A 14,737-nucleotide genomic window follows, 5' to 3' on the forward strand; every position below is an offset into this window, starting at 1 on the left:
CGGGTCAACGCCGTTGTCCGGAACCAGCTCGACGTTGATCGGGTTTCGCGGGTTTCGACTAGCTCAACCGACGGGGTTTCGACAGGCTCAACCAACGGGGTGCGACAAGTTCAACGAGTAGGGCGCGGCGGGGTTTCGACAAGCTCAACCAGCGAAGGTTTCGACGGGCTCAACCAGCGGGGGCTCGGGCTCAGGCGGGGCGAGCCGGGCGGTGGCGCGGGGGAGCAGGCGGTACCTCCTTGGCGGCGACCACCGCCGCCAGCGGAACCGTCTTGAGGCCGTCGCGCGTCTCGACGACGCACTCCTCCGCGCTCACGCTGCGGAGAAATCCGAGTGCATCGGTCAGCCCACCGGGAATCCGCTGCCTGACGACCACCCGCGTGCCGAGCGGCGCCGTCGTGATGAAGTGCACGGGGTCAGCCATGAACCAAGCCTATGACCCGGCTCGGATCCGGGGCGCGCAATAGGGTGGGTGCATGACTTTCCCCACCGTCGACGGGCTGCGGACCATGGAACTCGGAAGCCCGGGAGGCTTGCGCGCCCACCTCAACGACTGCGTTCTCAACGGCACCAAGAGGGCCACGGCCGGTCTGCTGAGCGAGTACATCACCGAGAACGAGCCGTGGGAGCACGTCGGCGAGCGGCTCGTGCTCGTCGATGACGACGAGGCGCCGCTCGGCGTCATCGAGGTGACCGCTGTGCTGCCGACGACCTTCGCCGAGGTGACGTGGGAGTTCGCCCAGGCCGAGGGCGAGGGTTTCGTCGACCTGGAGGATTGGCGACGGGCGCACCGCGACTACTGGGCGACGGAGGGCGAGCACGTCACCGCTGCCACCCCGGTGCTGTGCATCTACTTCGAGCTGGTCGCTCGCAGCTACTCGGCCCGCGATTACCAGTCAGAGGGCTTGTAGTCCTTCAGGAACACCCCGAACAGCTCTTCGCCGGCCTCGCCGCGCACGATCGGGTCGTACACCCTTGCTGCACCGTCGACCAGGTCGAGCGGGGCGTGGAATCCCTCCTCGGCCAGGCGCACCTTGGTCGGGTGCGGGCGCTCGTCGGTGATCCAACCGGTGTCGACGCTGGTCATGTAGATGCCGTCGCTCGTCATCTCGCGTGCGCTGGTGCGGGTGAGCATGTTGACGGCGGCCTTGGCCATGTTCGTGTGCGGGTGGCCCGGGCCCTTGTAACCGCGGTTGAACACGCCCTCCATCGCCGACACATTCACGACGTAGCTGCGGCCGGAGGGAGCGGCGGCCATCGAGGCGCGCAGCCGGCTGATCAGCAGGAACGGCGCCGTGGTGTTGCAGAGCTGCACCTCGAGCATCTCGAGCGGGTCGACATCCTGCACCTTGTCGGTCCAGCTGTTCTCGTGGTGCAGATCCGGCAGCAGGCCTCCGGCGTCGATCGCGGTGCCGGCGGCGAGACGGTCGAGCGAACTCGAGCCCGGCGCCAGCGCGAGCGCGGTGAGGTCGTCGGCGGTGAGCGTTCCTGCACCGGCGGCCGCGGCCAGGATGGGGTGGCTGGCAACGGATGCCGCCAGCGCCAGCGGGTGCTGGTCACTCGTGTGGCCGAAACTCACGATCTCCGGCAGATCGCCGTCCGGCAGCGGGGAGAGTTCCGCCTCCACCAGCGGCGAGTAAGCGCCGGGGGAGCGGCGCACCGTCTGTGTCGCGTTGTTGATCAGAATGTCGAGCGGACCCTGTGCGGCCACGTCATCCGCCAGCCCGACCACCTGGGCCGGGTCGCGCAGGTCGATGCCGACGACGCGCAGCCGGTGCAGCCACTCGGCCGAATCGGGCATCGCCGCGAAACGACGCACGGCGTCGCGCGGGAAGCGGGTCGTGATCGTGGTGTGTGCTCCGTCACGCAGCAGGCGCAGCGCGATGTACATGCCGATCTTCGCGCGGCCGCCCGTGAGCAGGGCGCGCTTGCCGGTGAGGTCGGTGCGTGCGGTGCGCTTGGCGTGGTTCAGCAGCGCGCAGCGCGGGCAGAGCTGGTGGTAGAAGGCATCGACGAGCGTGTAACGCTGCTTGCAGATGTAGCAGGCGCGGGCGACGAGCAGTTCGCCGGCGACCGGCGCGTCGGTGGCGCTGGAGAGTTCGTGGCCCTGCGTCTCGTCGTCGATGCGGCTCGGCGCACCCGTCGCGGTCGCGGCGATGACGGCCTTGTCGGCGTCCGCGATGCGTGCCCGCTTGATGGCGCGGCGCGAGACCTTGACCGACTTGAACATCTTGGCCGTCGCGTGCCGAACGGTGAGGAAGTCCGGGTCCTCCTCGTCGACCTCACTGAGGGTGGCGAGCACGCGCAGGGCGATCGCGAGCTCCTCCGGGTCGATGCGGGCGGCGTCGTCGCGCACACCGTCGATGGCGGACTCGATGTCGGAATCGATCGCGGCAGAGTCGGGCTCAAGAGATGGTGCGGAGGGCATCCCTGAATTCTACGCGGCGAAGCTGGCTGCTCTGCTGTGAACCCTAGACTGCTGTGATGCGCATCCACATCGCCACGGACCACGCCGGCCTCGACTTCAGCACGCACCTCATCACGCACCTCGGTGCGGCGGGCCATGAGGTCATCGACCACGGGCCGACCGCCTACGACGCCCTCGACGACTACCCGGCCTTCTGCATCAACGCCGCCCTCGCCGTCGCGCACGACCAGGCGCATGGCATCGAGGCCCTCGGAGTCGTCTTCGGCGGCTCTGGCAATGGCGAGCAGATCGCGGCCAACAAGGTCACCGGCATCCGCGCCGCGTTGGTCTGGAACCTCAGCACCGCGCAGCTCGCCCGCGAGCACAACGACGCCAACGTGATCTCGATCGGTGCGCGCCAGCACACCATCGAAGACGCGACCAGCTTCATCGACGCCTTCATCGCCGAGCCGTTCTCCGGCGACGAGCGTCACGCCCGCCGTATCGCCCAGCTCGCCGAGTACGAGACGACGGGCGACATCGCCGGCAAGAACGTCGAGCAGTACTAGAGTCCACCAGTACTAGATCAGAGCAGTACTAGATCAGAGCGGTTTCGTCAGACATGCCAGAGGGCCACTCCGTCCACAGGATCACCCGTCAGTTCGCGCGCAACTTCGTCGGCCACCGGGTGAGCGCCTCGAGCCCGCAGGGGCGCTTCGTCGAGGGCGCGAGCATGATCGACGGCCGCATCGTGACCGATGCCAAGGCCGTCGGCAAGCAGATGTACCTCGAGTTCGACAACGGGCTCTGGCTGCGCGTGCACCTCGGCATGTACGGGGCGTGGGACTTCGCCGGCGACATCCTGATGGACGCCACGATCGCCTCGGCGAACGGGCGCATGGGTCAGACCAATCAGCGTGGCACGATCCTCGACGGCCCGATCCACGACACCGCCGGCGAGAACTCGATGCACTCGATCGGTGCCCCGCGGCGCACGCGGGTGCGCATGGCGGAGTCGGAGAAGGAGAGCGCGGCGCTGGAGACGTTCCCGCCCGAGCCGATCGGCCAGGTGCGCGTGCGGCTGCTGACCGACACCGTCTGCGCCGACCTCCGTGGCCCGACCGCGTGCGAGGTGCTCGACCCGGCCCAGGTCGACTCCATCATCGCCAAACTCGGACCAGACCCGCTGCTCGATGACTCTCAGGCCGCAGAGGACCGCTTCACCGCCGTCGTGCGGAAGAAGCCGACACCCATCGGACTGTTGTTGATGGATCAGAACGTCGTCGCCGGCATCGGCAACGTCTACCGCGCCGAGATGCTCTTCCGCGCCCGGCTGAACCCGCACACGCCGGGCAAGCTCGTCCCCGAGGACGTCGTTCGCGGCCTCTGGCGCGACTGGGCGCATCTGCTGCGGATCGGCGTCGAGACCGGGCAGATGATGACCATGGACGACCTCGAGGGCGACGCGTACACCCAGGCGATGGCCAACCGCGCCGACCGGCATTGGGTGTACAAGCGCGAGGGCCTGCCCTGCCGGGTCTGCGGGACGCACATCACCCTCGAGGACTTCGGCGCGCGCAAGCTGTACTGGTGCCCCAACTGTCAGCGTTGAACACCCATCCTTCGTTCCAGAGGTGAGAAGCTAGCAGCATGCGCCAGACTCCGAGCTTCATCCTCGCCAGCGACGATGCCGTCAAACGGCTCATCCGCGAGAACCCTTGGGTCACGATGATCAGCCACACGGATGCCGGCGAGCTCGTCGCCTCGCACTACCCGGTGATCCTCGACGACTCCGCCGAGGACGGCATCGTGCTGCTCAGCCACGTCGGCCGCCCGGACGAACAGTTGCACGAGCTCGGCAGGCACGAGCTGCTCGTGATCGTGCAGGGGCCGCACGGCTACATCTCGCCCGGCTGGTACGACGCGAAGCCGGCCGTCCCCACCTGGAACTTCGTCGTCGCCCACCTGCACGGAACGCCGGAACTGCTGAGCGATGACGAGAACCTCCGGGTGCTGGACCGCCTCGTCGACCACTTCGAGGAGCGGATGCCGGAGCCCCGCCGCATGAACGGCACGGAGGCCAACGCGGAGTATGCCGCCCGCATCGTCTCCGGCACGGTCGGCTTCCGGATGCGCGTCGAGCGCTACACCGGCAAGAACAAAATGAGTCAGAACCGTCCGGCCGAGACGGTCGAGCGCATCATCCACGAGCTCGAGCACGGCGAGCACTACGCTAGCCCGGAGCTTGCCCGCGAGATGCGCCGCGCTCGCGGCGAAGCGGTGTGAGCGAGCGGGTGAGACCTCGGGTGGGGATAACCCCCGCACGCCTTGGGTTGCCAGCTGGCTGGGGCCGCCGGCATCCGCTGGCCAGAATCGAATCATGACCACCATCACGGCAACCCAGGCGGCGACTCAGACGGCGCCGCGCACGCGCGACAACTACGGCAGACTCTGGCTGCGCGTTCCGCAAGAACTCGGCTTCCTGCTGCTGAACCTGCCGATCGCGATCATCAGCCTCGTCGTGCTGTCGACGCTGTTCTTCACGGGTCTCGGTCTCGTCGCCATCCTCGTCGGTCTGTTCATCCTCGTCGCGACGATGTACACGGCGCGCGCCTTCGGCGTGTTGGAACTGCTGCGCCTGCAGTGGGCCGGGCGCCCCCGGATCGCCCGTCCGCAGTGGGAGAAGCCAGGGGAGACCCAGGGCTTCTGGAGAGTCATGCTCGGCCCGTTCGCCGACGGCCACTACTGGCTCTACCTGCTGCACGGCATGGTCATCGCACCGATCGTCGGAATCCTCAGCTGGACGATCTCCTTCGTCTGGCTCGTGATCGGCCTCGCCGGTACGACGAGCTGGCTGTGGCCCCGCACGTTCGCGGGGGACTCCGATGAGTTCTGGCTGCACGAGGTCATCCTCGATTGGGCGTTCCCGGACAACGACTGGGACATCGAGCCCTACCTCGGCGAAACCCTGCTCTTCCTTGCAATCGGCCTGATCTTCCTCGCGACGCTGCCGCTCGTCACCCGCGGCCTCACGCTGCTGCACAACGTCATCGCCCGCGGCATGCTCTCCGCCTGGCGCTCGGAGGCGCTCAGCCGCGAGGTGGCATCGCTCAGCGCCTCCCGTGGCGCCGCGGTGCTGGCCGAAGACCAGTCGCTGCGCCGTCTGGAGCGCGACATCCACGACGGACCGCAGCAGCGCCTCGTACGGCTGCAGATGGATCTCGCCAGTGCAGAACGCAAGATCGATGCCGACCCGGATGCCGCCAAGGCCCTGCTCGCGGAGGCCCGCGAACAGGCCAGGGACACGCTCGAAGAGCTGCGCGCCCTCTCCCGCGGATTCGCTCCGCCGATCCTGCAGGACCGCGGTCTCATCGCCGGCCTCGAGTCCCTCGCGGCCCGCAGCACGATCCCGGTCAGCCTGGAGCTGCAACTGGACCAGGGCATCCGACTGGCACCGGAGATCGAACGCAGCGCGTACTTCGTGGCGGCCGAACTCCTCACCAACGCCGCGAAGCACTCCGGGGCCAGCGCGATCCGCCTGCACCTCACACTGCGCACGGAGCAGGCCGCCCAGTGGCTCGACCTCTGGGTGATCGACAACGGTGCCGGCGGCGCAGAGAAGCAGGCGGGCCACGGCCTGAGCGGGCTCGAAGACCGCCTCACCGGTCTCCGCGGCGTGCTCTCGATCGACAGCCCGCTCGGCGGTCCGACGGCCGTGGGCGCACACATCCCGCTGCCGCGCTAGCGTTGGGTCTGTGCCGACCACAGACTCCACCACCAGCTCGCCCGCCCCCGCGCTCCGCCTGGTTCTCGCCGAGGACTCGCTGCTGCTGCGCGAGGGGCTGGTGCGCCTCTTCGACGAGGCCGGCTACAACACGGTCGCAGCCTACGGCGATGCCGAGCAGTTGCTGGCCGAGGTCGACGAGCTCCGGCCGGACCTCGCCGTTCTCGACGTGCGGATGCCGCCGACCTTCCGCGACGAGGGCGTGCGCGCCGCGATCGAGCTGCGCCGCAGGCAGCCGGGAATCGGCATCCTATTGCTCAGCCAGTACGTCGAGGGCAGCTACGCCCACGAGCTGCTCTCCAGCGGATCCGGCGGCATGGGCTACCTGCTGAAGGACCGCGTCGCCTCGCTCGACGAGCTGCAGGATGCCGTGGCCAGGGTCAGCGCGGGTGGAACCGTGCTCGACCCGCAGGTGGTGCGCGAGCTGCTCGCCCGGCGTTCCGACCCGCTCGACGCCCTCACCCCGCGAGAGCGCGAGGTGCTCGAGCTGATGGCGGAGGGGCGCACCAACGCAGGCATCGCCGAACGGCTCTTCATCGGCGTCGGAGCGGTCGAGAAGAACGTGACGTCGATCTTCCAGAAGCTGCAGCTGGACGACTCCGGCTCCGACCACCGCCGGGTGCTCGCGGTGCTCGCCTTCCTGCAGCGCTAGGCAACGAAGCCCGTCGGCGTGTGTCAGGGCTTCGGGCGCGGCCTCGTTCCTCGGGTGCTCCCTCGAGCCAGCGTTCTGATTCACGTTGGCTTGAGCGAGCGGCGCCGCGACGAAGGAGCAGCGACGCACGCGAAGCCCTGAGCGCGTGCCTGGGACAGTCGCGCCCGTGTCGGCGGGGTACTCAGCCGCCGGCGGCATCCGGGGTCGGCGAGACCGGCTTGTAGCTGCGCCAGAAGGCGAAGTAGCTGCGCCCGCCGAGCCACGCGGCGAGCGCGAGATAGACGATCCCCAGGCCGAAGCCGAGGGCGTAGAGTGCCCAGACCGGGGCGTGCAGCAAGCCGCCGATTCCGGCCGCGAGCAGGCCGATCAGAGCCGAGCACACCGCGGCGATGAAGATCATGCTGCTTCCGGCCACCTGGCTGAGGCTGCTGCGCCGGCCGAGCCAGAAATAGGTCTGCTCCATACCGGACATGTCGTCGTGAGCTGAGGCCATCAGATGCGGCGCGATGCCCGGATCGATTTCGAGGTAGGCGGCGCGGAGCCGGTTCATGGCGAGCACGTACATCAAGTCCTCGGCCCCGACGTTGTTGACGCGCACATTCGTCAGCACGCCGATCACGCAGAGGATGCCGAGGATCACCACGGCGAACACCCGGAACGCGTCGCTGAAGTCAGTGGCCTGACCGACGAGCGCGATGCTGAGCAGACTCGCCGAGGTCAGCGTCAGGAACATGCTGATCCGGGTGAGTACCTCGCCCTGCGTCGTGCTCCGCGACGCGAGCAGGCTCCAGTGCTCGGTCGCCAACAACTGCGCGCGAACCGAGGCCGATGCGGCCGGAACTCCTTCTGGCGGCAGAGCCGCCTGCTGAGACATGCAGCCATTGTCCTCCCGCGCGCACGCGATTGCGAGCGCACGCGGGGACCGGCCACCGTCAGCGCAGTGCACCGACCATGGCCACGGCATCCTTCACGTTCTGCACCCGCTTCTCGTAGCGGGCAGCGACAACGATCAGCAGGATGCCGCCGATGCCGAACCAGAGCCACCAGGCGGTCGGGTCGTAGAGCGACGACAGCCAGGGCCAGAGCTGCGCCAGGCCGTGCAGCAGCACGACGAGCCCGCCGAGCACGAAGGGCGCCTGCAGGCGCGTCGCGAGGCCGATGAGCAGTACCGCGATCCCGACGACGCCGAGGCCGACAACGCGCCACAGCGGGGAATCGCTGTAGTCGGCCAGCAGCGACGGCACGAGGAGCAGGGCGAGTCCGCCGCCGAGTGCCGGCCAGCTCCGGGTTGCCGGGTTCCGTCGCAGCCGGACGACGCCGCTCGCCGTCCAGGCGGCAGCGATGGGCACGGCCGCCCACTCGAAGGGCGGTGCGCCGTCGACTCCGACCACGAATGCCGCGAGGTAATAGAGGGCGCTCGCCCCGGCCAGGCCCAACGCCAGGGTCGGCATCCAGCTCGCCAGCGCGGCCGGACGCAGCCAGACCAGCAGCACGTGCGCTCCGCTGAGGGCGACGATGACCGCGATCGCGCGCACGCCGGCACCAGCGGCATCCGCTGTCGCCGTCAGCGCCGCGATCTCGAGCAGGGTGCTGCCGACGAGGGCGGTCGCGACGAGCGCGGTGCTCAGGCGACGTGATTCACCGCCGAGCGCCGCGGCCGCGGCGATCAGGATGCCGGCGCCGGAGAGCACCCACAGCTCGAAGATTCCGGAAACGGAGCCGGCCGAGACGCCGATCAGGCCGAGTGCGCGGGCGCCGACGGCGACCAGCAGCGAGGCTCCGGCGGCAGCGATCACGGCGAGCCGGAGCGGCGTGGTCGGCAACGGGGCGCGCCAGAGGCAGGCGGCGAGCAGGATGACGCCGGCGAGCGCGATCGTGAGGATCGGGCGCAGCACGGAGCCGTTCGCGCCGTAGATCGCAGACGGCGCGAGTCCGATCAGGATCCCAGCGGCCACGAGAGCGGAGACCGCGGTGCTGGCGGCCGGCCCGCTTCCCTCCGAGTTCGCCGCGCGCACCAGCAGCGCCGCGATCAGCAGAAGTGCGGCGGCCAGCGGAATGGAGTAGGGCTCCGGTGCCGCGACCCCGGCATCCCACAGCCCCGTCCAGAGTGCGGCCGTGCCGAGTACCAGCGCGAGCCACCCCAGGTGGTGACGCGGGTTCGCCGCGTTGAACAGTCCGCTGCGGTCGACGGAGGCGAGCAGCACGGCGATCCCCGCAACGAGGTAGACGAGCCATGCCGCCGGCCCGCCGGAGACGCCGAGTGCGTTCACCATGCCGATGAGGAGCACGAGCCCGGCGCTGGCATCGAGCAACACGCGGTCGAGCGCGCGATTCGCACGTGTCTCCGTGGCCGGACGCAGCTCCCGGGCGAGGCTGATCGCCAGCGCGAGGAAGCCGACGGCGGCAGGCCAGAGCTCGACCAGCATCGTCGGTGCCGGCGATCCCGCCGCAGCCAGCCCGGCGAAGGCGTACTGCCCGCTCAGCCAGAATGCCGGCGTGACGCCGAGAAGAGCGAGCATCCGCGTCACGGTGAGGTCGCGGTTCGTCGGCAGCGCGATCAGCAGCACGGCTGCGATGCCGGCGGCCGCGGAGCCGATACAGGCGAGTAGCGAGGGAGCGAGCAAGCCGCCGCCGCCGGAGAAGGACCCGGTCAGAGAAGCGAGCACCCCCACGCCCGCGGCGGGGACGAGCGCCCATGCACGATCCAGCGGGGAGGCGAAACGCCCGAGCGGCAGGCTGAACAGCAGCAGCAACGCTCCGGAGACCAGCATCACGAGCGCGCGGGTATCGACAACCCTCGCCCATTCGGTGCCGGGCGCTGAGGCGACGATCGCGGAGGGGATGATCGCCGTCGTGCCGAGCGCGACTAGTACCGCGGCAGCGAGCAGTACCGGGCGGAGCACCGCGGCGATCTCGCGGGCACCGAGCAGCAGAGAGATGATCACGCCAGAGGCGAGCAGCCAGAGCCAGAGCGAGTCGAATGCGAGGGTGTAGCCGGCGGATGCCGCCACGATCAGCGCAGCGACACCGAGCACGCGCGTCCCTGGCGCGGCGAGGCGGGCGCGCAGGGACGGCACCGCGAGCACGGCGAGCGCGCAGCCGGCGATGGCGAGGTATGTCAGGGCCGCGACCGTCGGCGAGGGAATCAGCACCGCGCAGCCGAGCGTGCTGAGGACGACGAGGGCGTGGAGCGCGACGGCCCTGCCCCTGATCACGCCCAGCACCGCCCACGTCAGTGTGGCGAGCACCGTGGCGCCGACAAACACCAACGCGGCCTGGATCGCAAGCACGTCAGGCTGCAGCGCCGCCGGATCGGCCGGCGTCCAGAGCCCGAAGCCGTTCACGGCCGGCGCGCGCATCACGAAGGTCACGAGGAGCGCGCCGAGCGCAACGATCAGTGCGTTCGCGACGACGACGCCGGCACCGATGCTGGCACCGATGCTGGCAGCGACTCCCGCCCCCGTGCCGGCACGGTGAAGGCGCAGCCGGAGCGCATCGAAGGCCAGAAGCACCGCGACGCTCAGCAGCACCGACCACCCCAGGGGCTCCGAGACCGTGCTGACCCGGATTCCGATCACGATCGGCATCGCGGCGAGGCTGAACCCGGCCGCGGCCGCGGCGACGGTGCCGGTCGCACGGTTCAGCGCGTCCGGCATCCGCAACCCGGCCAGCACGTGCAGCGCGAACACGACCGTCGGCACTCCGAGGCCCCAGAGCGGCGCCCAGTGCTCGCCGGGTGCCACGAAGAATCCGAGTATGACGGCTGCAGGCACTGCGGGGACCGCGAGCGTGAGCACGATCACGCGCTCCGCATGCAGGGCACGCGGCATCGCCAGGCTGCGCCCGAACCGTGGCGCGAGCAGCTGCACCAGGGCCGCGGCGACGATCACGACGGCAGCCAGCCATGGACGCTGGAACGGGTCGATGGCCTGCCCAGACGGGGCCGCGACTGCCCAGGCGAGGAGCCCAGCTCCCACGGGCACAGCAGCGAAGCCGGCCACGCTGGCGGCGCGCATGCCCGTGAAGCGGAACCAGCCGAGCAGCAGGGGAGCGCTGAGCAGAACCGCGATTCCCCAGTACTGGGCCGAATCGACGCCGCCGGCACCGAAGAGGTCGTTCGCCTGAACCGCCCAGATGTCGAGATAGACCAGGAGAACGGCGAGCACGGAGACGCCCTCCGCCGTGGAGTGCAGTCGGAATCGGTCCAGGAGCGACACCGCGGCGAACACCAAGACGGTGATGGCGGCGACGATGACGGCGCGGAAGGCGAGCCCGGCGACAAACCAGGCGATGATCAGGAAGAAGACCAGAGCGACGGCGACGAGGGAGACGCCGACGACGAGCAACAGCATCTGCACACTGGATCGCCGGGGAGCCGCCGGCTCGGCTGGGCGTGATGCAAGCGGCGGAGTGGCAGGTGGCGCCGCGGGCGGGGCGGCAGGCTGAGCCTCAAACGTCGGGGCGGGCGCTGCGACGGGCGGGATCCACGCGGCGGCGGGCACAACAACGGGGCCAGTCACAGCTGCAGGAACGGCTGCAGCCACCGGCACGGCCTCACGCATCTGTGCGATCAGTCGGCCGCGCCGATTCAGGAGCTCGGCGGCATCCGTCGACGCGTGCAGCAGCTCGGCCGCGAGTGGGCTGCTCAGATCGAGACCGCACACCGTGCACCGCACACCGCGCAGCGTCTGGAAGCAGGCGGGGCAGAGAGCCCGGTTGACGAGCTCGTCGGTGTTGCGCGGCCATGCCAGTTGTGCGGACACCTTCGGCTCGCCCTGTCCTGCCGTCACACTCAAGCCCCCACCCGGCCCGCGCTCGCGGGCGCAACGGCTTCAGCGTAGCGGCAGCGCGACGTAGCGGCAGTGCGGCGTAGCGGTCGTGGCGTCGCGGTGATTGAATTGCGCCATGACGCGCAGCCTGCAGGCTGACTACCTCGTCGTCGGTGCCGGCGCCATGGGCATGGCGTTCACCGACGCGCTGATCGATCACGCCGACGTCCGGGTTGCGATCGTCGACCGTCGGCACAGCGCCGGCGGGCACTGGCTGGACGCGTACCCATTCGTGCGCCTGCACCAGGCGTCCGCGTTCTACGGGGTCGCGTCGACGCTCTTGGGTGGCGGCCGAGTGCAGTCGCACGGTCCGGAGGCCGGCCTGCACGAGCGAGCCGATGTCTCTGAGATCTGCGCCTACTACCGTCACCTTCTGCGTGACCGGCTCCTGGAATCTGGCAGGGTCGAGTTCTTCGCCAATTGCGACTACGCGGCACGTCAGATCGTCTCGCGCATCTCCGGCCGGCGGTTCGACGTGCCGCCGACGTGTCGCATCGTGGACGCACGATACCTCGCCCCCGATATCCCGGCGACCACGCCGCCACCGTTCGACGTTGCGGAGGATGCCCGCGTGATTCCCGTCAACGACCTCGCCCGCCTCAGCGAGGCGCCCTCGCAGTATGTGATCGTGGGATCGGGAAAGACCGCCACCGACGCCTGCATATGGCTGCTCTCGCGGGGTGTGGATGCCGGGGCGATCTGTTGGGTGAGACCGCGCGAGCCGTGGATGCTGAACCGGGCGATGATTCAGCCAGATCCTGCCGTGTTCGTCGGCATGGCGGCCACCACGATGGAAGCCGCAGCCGCCGCGTCATCCCTGGAAGACCTGTTCCTCCGGTTGGAAAGGGCCGGCATCATGCTGCGCATCAACCGGTCTGTCATGCCGACCATGGCGAAGACGCCGACGCTGGCCCAGTGGGAACTCGAACAATTGCGCAGTATCGAGCGCGTTGTGCGCTTGGGGCATGTCCGTCGCGTGGAGCATGGGCGCGTCACGCTCGACAAGGGCGCCGTAACGATTGCGAGGGACGCGCTGGTCGTGCACTGTGCGGCATCAGGTCTGCAGTATCCGCCGCTCGTGCCGATCTGGGGCCCATCGGCGATCACGCTGCAGCCGATCAGAGCAGGCTTTCCGTGCTTCGGAGCGGCGCTCGCCGGATATGTGGAGGCGACGCGTCACGACGACGCGGAGAAGAACCGGCTGTGCCCACCGACGCCGTACCCGAACACTCTGGCGGGATGGGCCGCCATGACACTGCTCGGCACCCGCGCCACGATGTCGTTCGGCTCCGAACCAGACATCAAGGCCTGGGCAGACGGCGTCGCGCTCAATCCGGCGCGGGTCCCGCCCGAGCGTGGACGATCCGCCGAACTGGACGACGCGCGTGCCCGTTTGAAGACGCGGCTGCCCGATGGGCTTGCCCGGCTCGCCGAGTTGCGTCACGCAGGCTGAGCGTGGCTCAGGCCTCGGACGCCGGCGGGTGGAACGTGCCGCGGTGGATCTCATACACACTGGCGTGGCCGGGTGAATCGGGGTCGTCGACGATCGGCTTGTCCGCCATGAACAGGCGGATGACGTGGGCCAGTTCGCCCGGGTGGCTGAAGTTGATCGCGTGCGCTGCTCCGTCGATCACGACGAGCAGCAGGTGGTTGTCGGTCTGGCCCGCAACCTCCCTGACGCGATCGGAGTCAGGCATCAGCGGGTCCCTGCTGCCGATCACGGCGAGCGTGGGGAGCCTCAGCTCCAACAAGCGCTCCAGCGTCGGGTACTTGGTGAGCGCCTGGAACATCTTCACCGTGCTCGGTACGCCGAAACGCAGATAGTCGGGGGTCGCCACCCGCATCATCCGCGCCGGCTCACGCGGCCCGTCCTTGGTGAGTTGGCCCATGGCGCGGCGCAGCGGCTGGTTGTGCAGGCCGCCGGCGGGGGAGACGAGGATCGCGCGCTCCAGGCGCTCCGGATAGTGGTGCGCGAACTCGAGGATGACCGGGCAGCCCATCGAGTTGCCGACCAGCGTTACCTTCTCAACCCCGCGCTCGTCGAGGAAGCGTGCGGCGGCGTGTGCGAGATCGGGCACGTCGAGTGAGTTGGGGTCCTTGCCGCTCCGCCCGAAACCCGGAAGATCGGGCACGAGCGTGTAGAAGTCATCCATCAGCAGTTCGGCCGTCGGCAGCAGATACCGGCCGGAGAGCCCGAAGCCGTGCAGGTGCATCATGACGGGGGCGTTCGATGGCGCGGGGGACTCGCGATAGAACACATCGATGCCGTCGATCGTGGTCCAGTGCTCGGCCAGACGCGATGCGGGGCGCCGCGGCAGCCGCCGCGGCTTACTGCCGGAAGCACTCACTCCGCGTGAACTCGACCCCATTATGTGTCCTCCCCTCGGAGGCTATGGCGCACGTGCCGGCACGACGGTCGACTCCTGAATGCAATTTCGCAGTCGCGGCGCGCCGTGTCAAGCCCCGTCTCGGAGCGCGGAGTGCTCGGATCTGGCGCGGCGGTGCCGCGCAAGCCGCACGACCATCCCGACGGTCACCCACACGAGCATTCCGGCGGCGATGACGATGAAGGTCGCGGTCAGACCGGCGCTGTCGGTCATGGTGAAAGCATAGGCACAAGAAAAAGGCCCCAACCAAGCGGTCGGAGCCTTTTGTCAATATCTGGAGGGGCTGACGAGAATCGAACTCGCATCATCTGTTTGGAAGACAGAGGCTTTACCACTAAGCTACAGCCCCGATTCGGACGTGAGTCCGTCGGGATGAATCCCCGTGATCTGCATCACCTGCAGGCACTCGAACAATGTTAGTACAGCTTTTGGGGTGCTGTGTTCACACTGCTGGGCAATGGCATCCGAAACCGTGCAGTAGACTTGCGGAGGCCTTTCTGACTGCGTGCGGTTCTGCACGTCTCCAGAAAAGGTACGACGGGTTGCGGCACTGACTCGGGGCGTAGCTCAGCTTGGTAGAGCGCTCGGTTTGGGACCGAGAGGTCGCAGGTTCGAATCCTGTCGCCCCGACCACGTCGTGAGACATCCCAGCAGAACTTTTGACGTCTAGGAGAATTG

General features: G+C 69.0%; 13 protein-coding genes and 2 tRNA genes. 8 read left to right on the forward strand and 7 right to left on the reverse strand.

Annotated elements, in window-relative coordinates; all coding sequences use genetic code 11:
- Window positions 1-190: 190 nt before the first annotated feature.
- Entirely contained in the window at window positions 191-424 is a 234-nt protein-coding gene (locus ASC66_RS16915) for a putative acetyltransferase (protein ID WP_055842485.1), read from the reverse strand.
- 52 nt (window positions 425-476) lie between these two features.
- Between ASC66_RS16915 and ASC66_RS16920 the strand changes: the two genes are divergently transcribed.
- Window positions 477-911 (forward strand): ASCH domain-containing protein, encoded by a 435-nt coding sequence (locus ASC66_RS16920; protein WP_055842487.1) that lies wholly within the window; start codon window positions 477-479, stop codon window positions 909-911.
- Here ASC66_RS16920 and ASC66_RS16925 read toward each other — a convergent pair.
- On the reverse strand, window positions 890-2,428 hold the full coding sequence (locus tag ASC66_RS16925) for an SDR family NAD(P)-dependent oxidoreductase (protein WP_082492473.1): 1,539 nt from the start codon (window positions 2,426-2,428) through the stop codon (window positions 890-892). The two genes, ASC66_RS16920 and ASC66_RS16925, sit on opposite strands and share 22 nt — an antisense overlap.
- 56 nt (window positions 2,429-2,484) lie before the next feature.
- Between ASC66_RS16925 and ASC66_RS16930 the strand changes: the two genes are divergently transcribed.
- From ASC66_RS16930 to ASC66_RS16950, 5 genes are all read left to right on the forward strand, one after another.
- Window positions 2,485-2,976: a ribose-5-phosphate isomerase gene (locus ASC66_RS16930; RefSeq protein WP_055842490.1), complete on the forward strand. Its 492-nt coding sequence runs from the start codon at window positions 2,485-2,487 to the stop codon at window positions 2,974-2,976.
- A gap of 53 nt (window positions 2,977-3,029) precedes the next feature.
- Window positions 3,030-4,019 (forward strand): Fpg/Nei family DNA glycosylase, encoded by a 990-nt coding sequence (locus ASC66_RS16935; protein WP_055842493.1) that lies wholly within the window; start codon window positions 3,030-3,032, stop codon window positions 4,017-4,019.
- A gap of 38 nt (window positions 4,020-4,057) precedes the next feature.
- A complete protein-coding gene (locus ASC66_RS16940; protein ID WP_055842497.1) occupies window positions 4,058-4,693 on the forward strand; it encodes an FMN-binding negative transcriptional regulator in 636 nt (211 codons plus the stop codon).
- A gap of 94 nt (window positions 4,694-4,787) precedes the next feature.
- Window positions 4,788-6,152 (forward strand): sensor histidine kinase, encoded by a 1,365-nt coding sequence (locus ASC66_RS16945; RefSeq protein ID WP_055842500.1) that lies wholly within the window; start codon window positions 4,788-4,790, stop codon window positions 6,150-6,152.
- Window positions 6,153-6,162: 10 nt separating this feature from the next.
- Complete coding sequence (locus ASC66_RS16950) at window positions 6,163-6,843, forward strand: response regulator (protein ID WP_055842503.1); 681 nt, start codon at window positions 6,163-6,165, stop codon at window positions 6,841-6,843.
- 181 nt (window positions 6,844-7,024) lie between these two features.
- Here the strand turns inward: ASC66_RS16950 and ASC66_RS16955 are convergent, their stop codons facing one another.
- A complete protein-coding gene (locus ASC66_RS16955; protein ID WP_055842506.1) occupies window positions 7,025-7,717 on the reverse strand; it encodes a hypothetical protein in 693 nt (230 codons plus the stop codon).
- A 58-nt stretch (window positions 7,718-7,775) separates the two neighbouring features.
- The gene (locus ASC66_RS16960) at window positions 7,776-11,633 is read right to left on the reverse strand and encodes an SCO7613 C-terminal domain-containing membrane protein (RefSeq protein ID WP_055842509.1); all 3,858 of its coding nucleotides are present in this window, start codon (window positions 11,631-11,633) and stop codon (window positions 7,776-7,778) included.
- A 115-nt stretch (window positions 11,634-11,748) separates the two neighbouring features.
- Here ASC66_RS16960 and ASC66_RS16965 point away from each other — a divergent pair, with 115 nt between their 5' ends.
- Complete coding sequence (locus ASC66_RS16965; RefSeq protein ID WP_055842512.1) at window positions 11,749-13,125, forward strand: NAD(P)-binding protein; 1,377 nt, start codon at window positions 11,749-11,751, stop codon at window positions 13,123-13,125.
- 7 nt (window positions 13,126-13,132) lie between these two features.
- Here ASC66_RS16965 and ASC66_RS16970 read toward each other — a convergent pair whose 3' ends face one another.
- From ASC66_RS16970 to ASC66_RS16975, 3 genes are all read right to left on the reverse strand, one after another.
- Window positions 13,133-14,041 carry an alpha/beta fold hydrolase gene (locus ASC66_RS16970; protein WP_055842514.1) on the reverse strand — a complete coding sequence of 303 codons (909 nt, stop codon included), beginning with the start codon at window positions 14,039-14,041 and terminating at the stop codon, window positions 13,133-13,135.
- Window positions 14,042-14,128: 87 nt separating this feature from the next.
- Window positions 14,129-14,272 (reverse strand): hypothetical protein, encoded by a 144-nt coding sequence (locus ASC66_RS18230; protein WP_157509843.1) that lies wholly within the window; start codon window positions 14,270-14,272, stop codon window positions 14,129-14,131.
- A 62-nt stretch (window positions 14,273-14,334) separates the two neighbouring features.
- Window positions 14,335-14,408 (reverse strand) — tRNA-Gly (locus tag ASC66_RS16975).
- Between the two features lie 207 nt (window positions 14,409-14,615).
- On the opposite strand from ASC66_RS16975, the gene ASC66_RS16980 reads away from it, so the two are divergent.
- Window positions 14,616-14,692, forward strand: a tRNA-Pro gene (locus ASC66_RS16980).
- The last annotated feature ends 45 nt before the right edge of the window (window positions 14,693-14,737 follow it).

Origin of the sequence: Leifsonia sp. Root4 (assembly GCF_001425085.1) — a bacterium.
Taxonomy (GTDB): Bacteria; Actinomycetota; Actinomycetes; order Actinomycetales; family Microbacteriaceae; genus Microterricola.

Bases quoted from the DNA above. Each gene is read 5' to 3' on its own strand.
- ASC66_RS16915 (WP_055842485.1), bottom strand. From the start codon at position 424: ATGGCTGACCCCGTGCACTTCATCACGACGGCGCCGCTCGGCACGCGG.
- ASC66_RS16920 (WP_055842487.1), top strand. From the start codon at position 477: ATGACTTTCCCCACCGTCGACGGGCTGCGGACCATGGAACTCGGAAGC.
- ASC66_RS16925 (WP_082492473.1), bottom strand. From the start codon at position 2,428: ATGCCCTCCGCACCATCTCTTGAGCCCGACTCTGCCGCGATCGATTCC.
- ASC66_RS16930 (WP_055842490.1), top strand. From the start codon at position 2,485: ATGCGCATCCACATCGCCACGGACCACGCCGGCCTCGACTTCAGCACG.
- ASC66_RS16935 (WP_055842493.1), top strand. From the start codon at position 3,030: ATGCCAGAGGGCCACTCCGTCCACAGGATCACCCGTCAGTTCGCGCGC.
- ASC66_RS16940 (WP_055842497.1), top strand. From the start codon at position 4,058: ATGCGCCAGACTCCGAGCTTCATCCTCGCCAGCGACGATGCCGTCAAA.
- ASC66_RS16945 (WP_055842500.1), top strand. From the start codon at position 4,788: ATGACCACCATCACGGCAACCCAGGCGGCGACTCAGACGGCGCCGCGC.
- ASC66_RS16955 (WP_055842506.1), bottom strand. From the start codon at position 7,717: ATGTCTCAGCAGGCGGCTCTGCCGCCAGAAGGAGTTCCGGCCGCATCG.
- ASC66_RS16965 (WP_055842512.1), top strand. From the start codon at position 11,749: ATGACGCGCAGCCTGCAGGCTGACTACCTCGTCGTCGGTGCCGGCGCC.
- ASC66_RS16970 (WP_055842514.1), bottom strand. From the start codon at position 14,041: ATGGGGTCGAGTTCACGCGGAGTGAGTGCTTCCGGCAGTAAGCCGCGG.
- ASC66_RS18230 (WP_157509843.1), bottom strand. From the start codon at position 14,272: ATGACCGACAGCGCCGGTCTGACCGCGACCTTCATCGTCATCGCCGCC.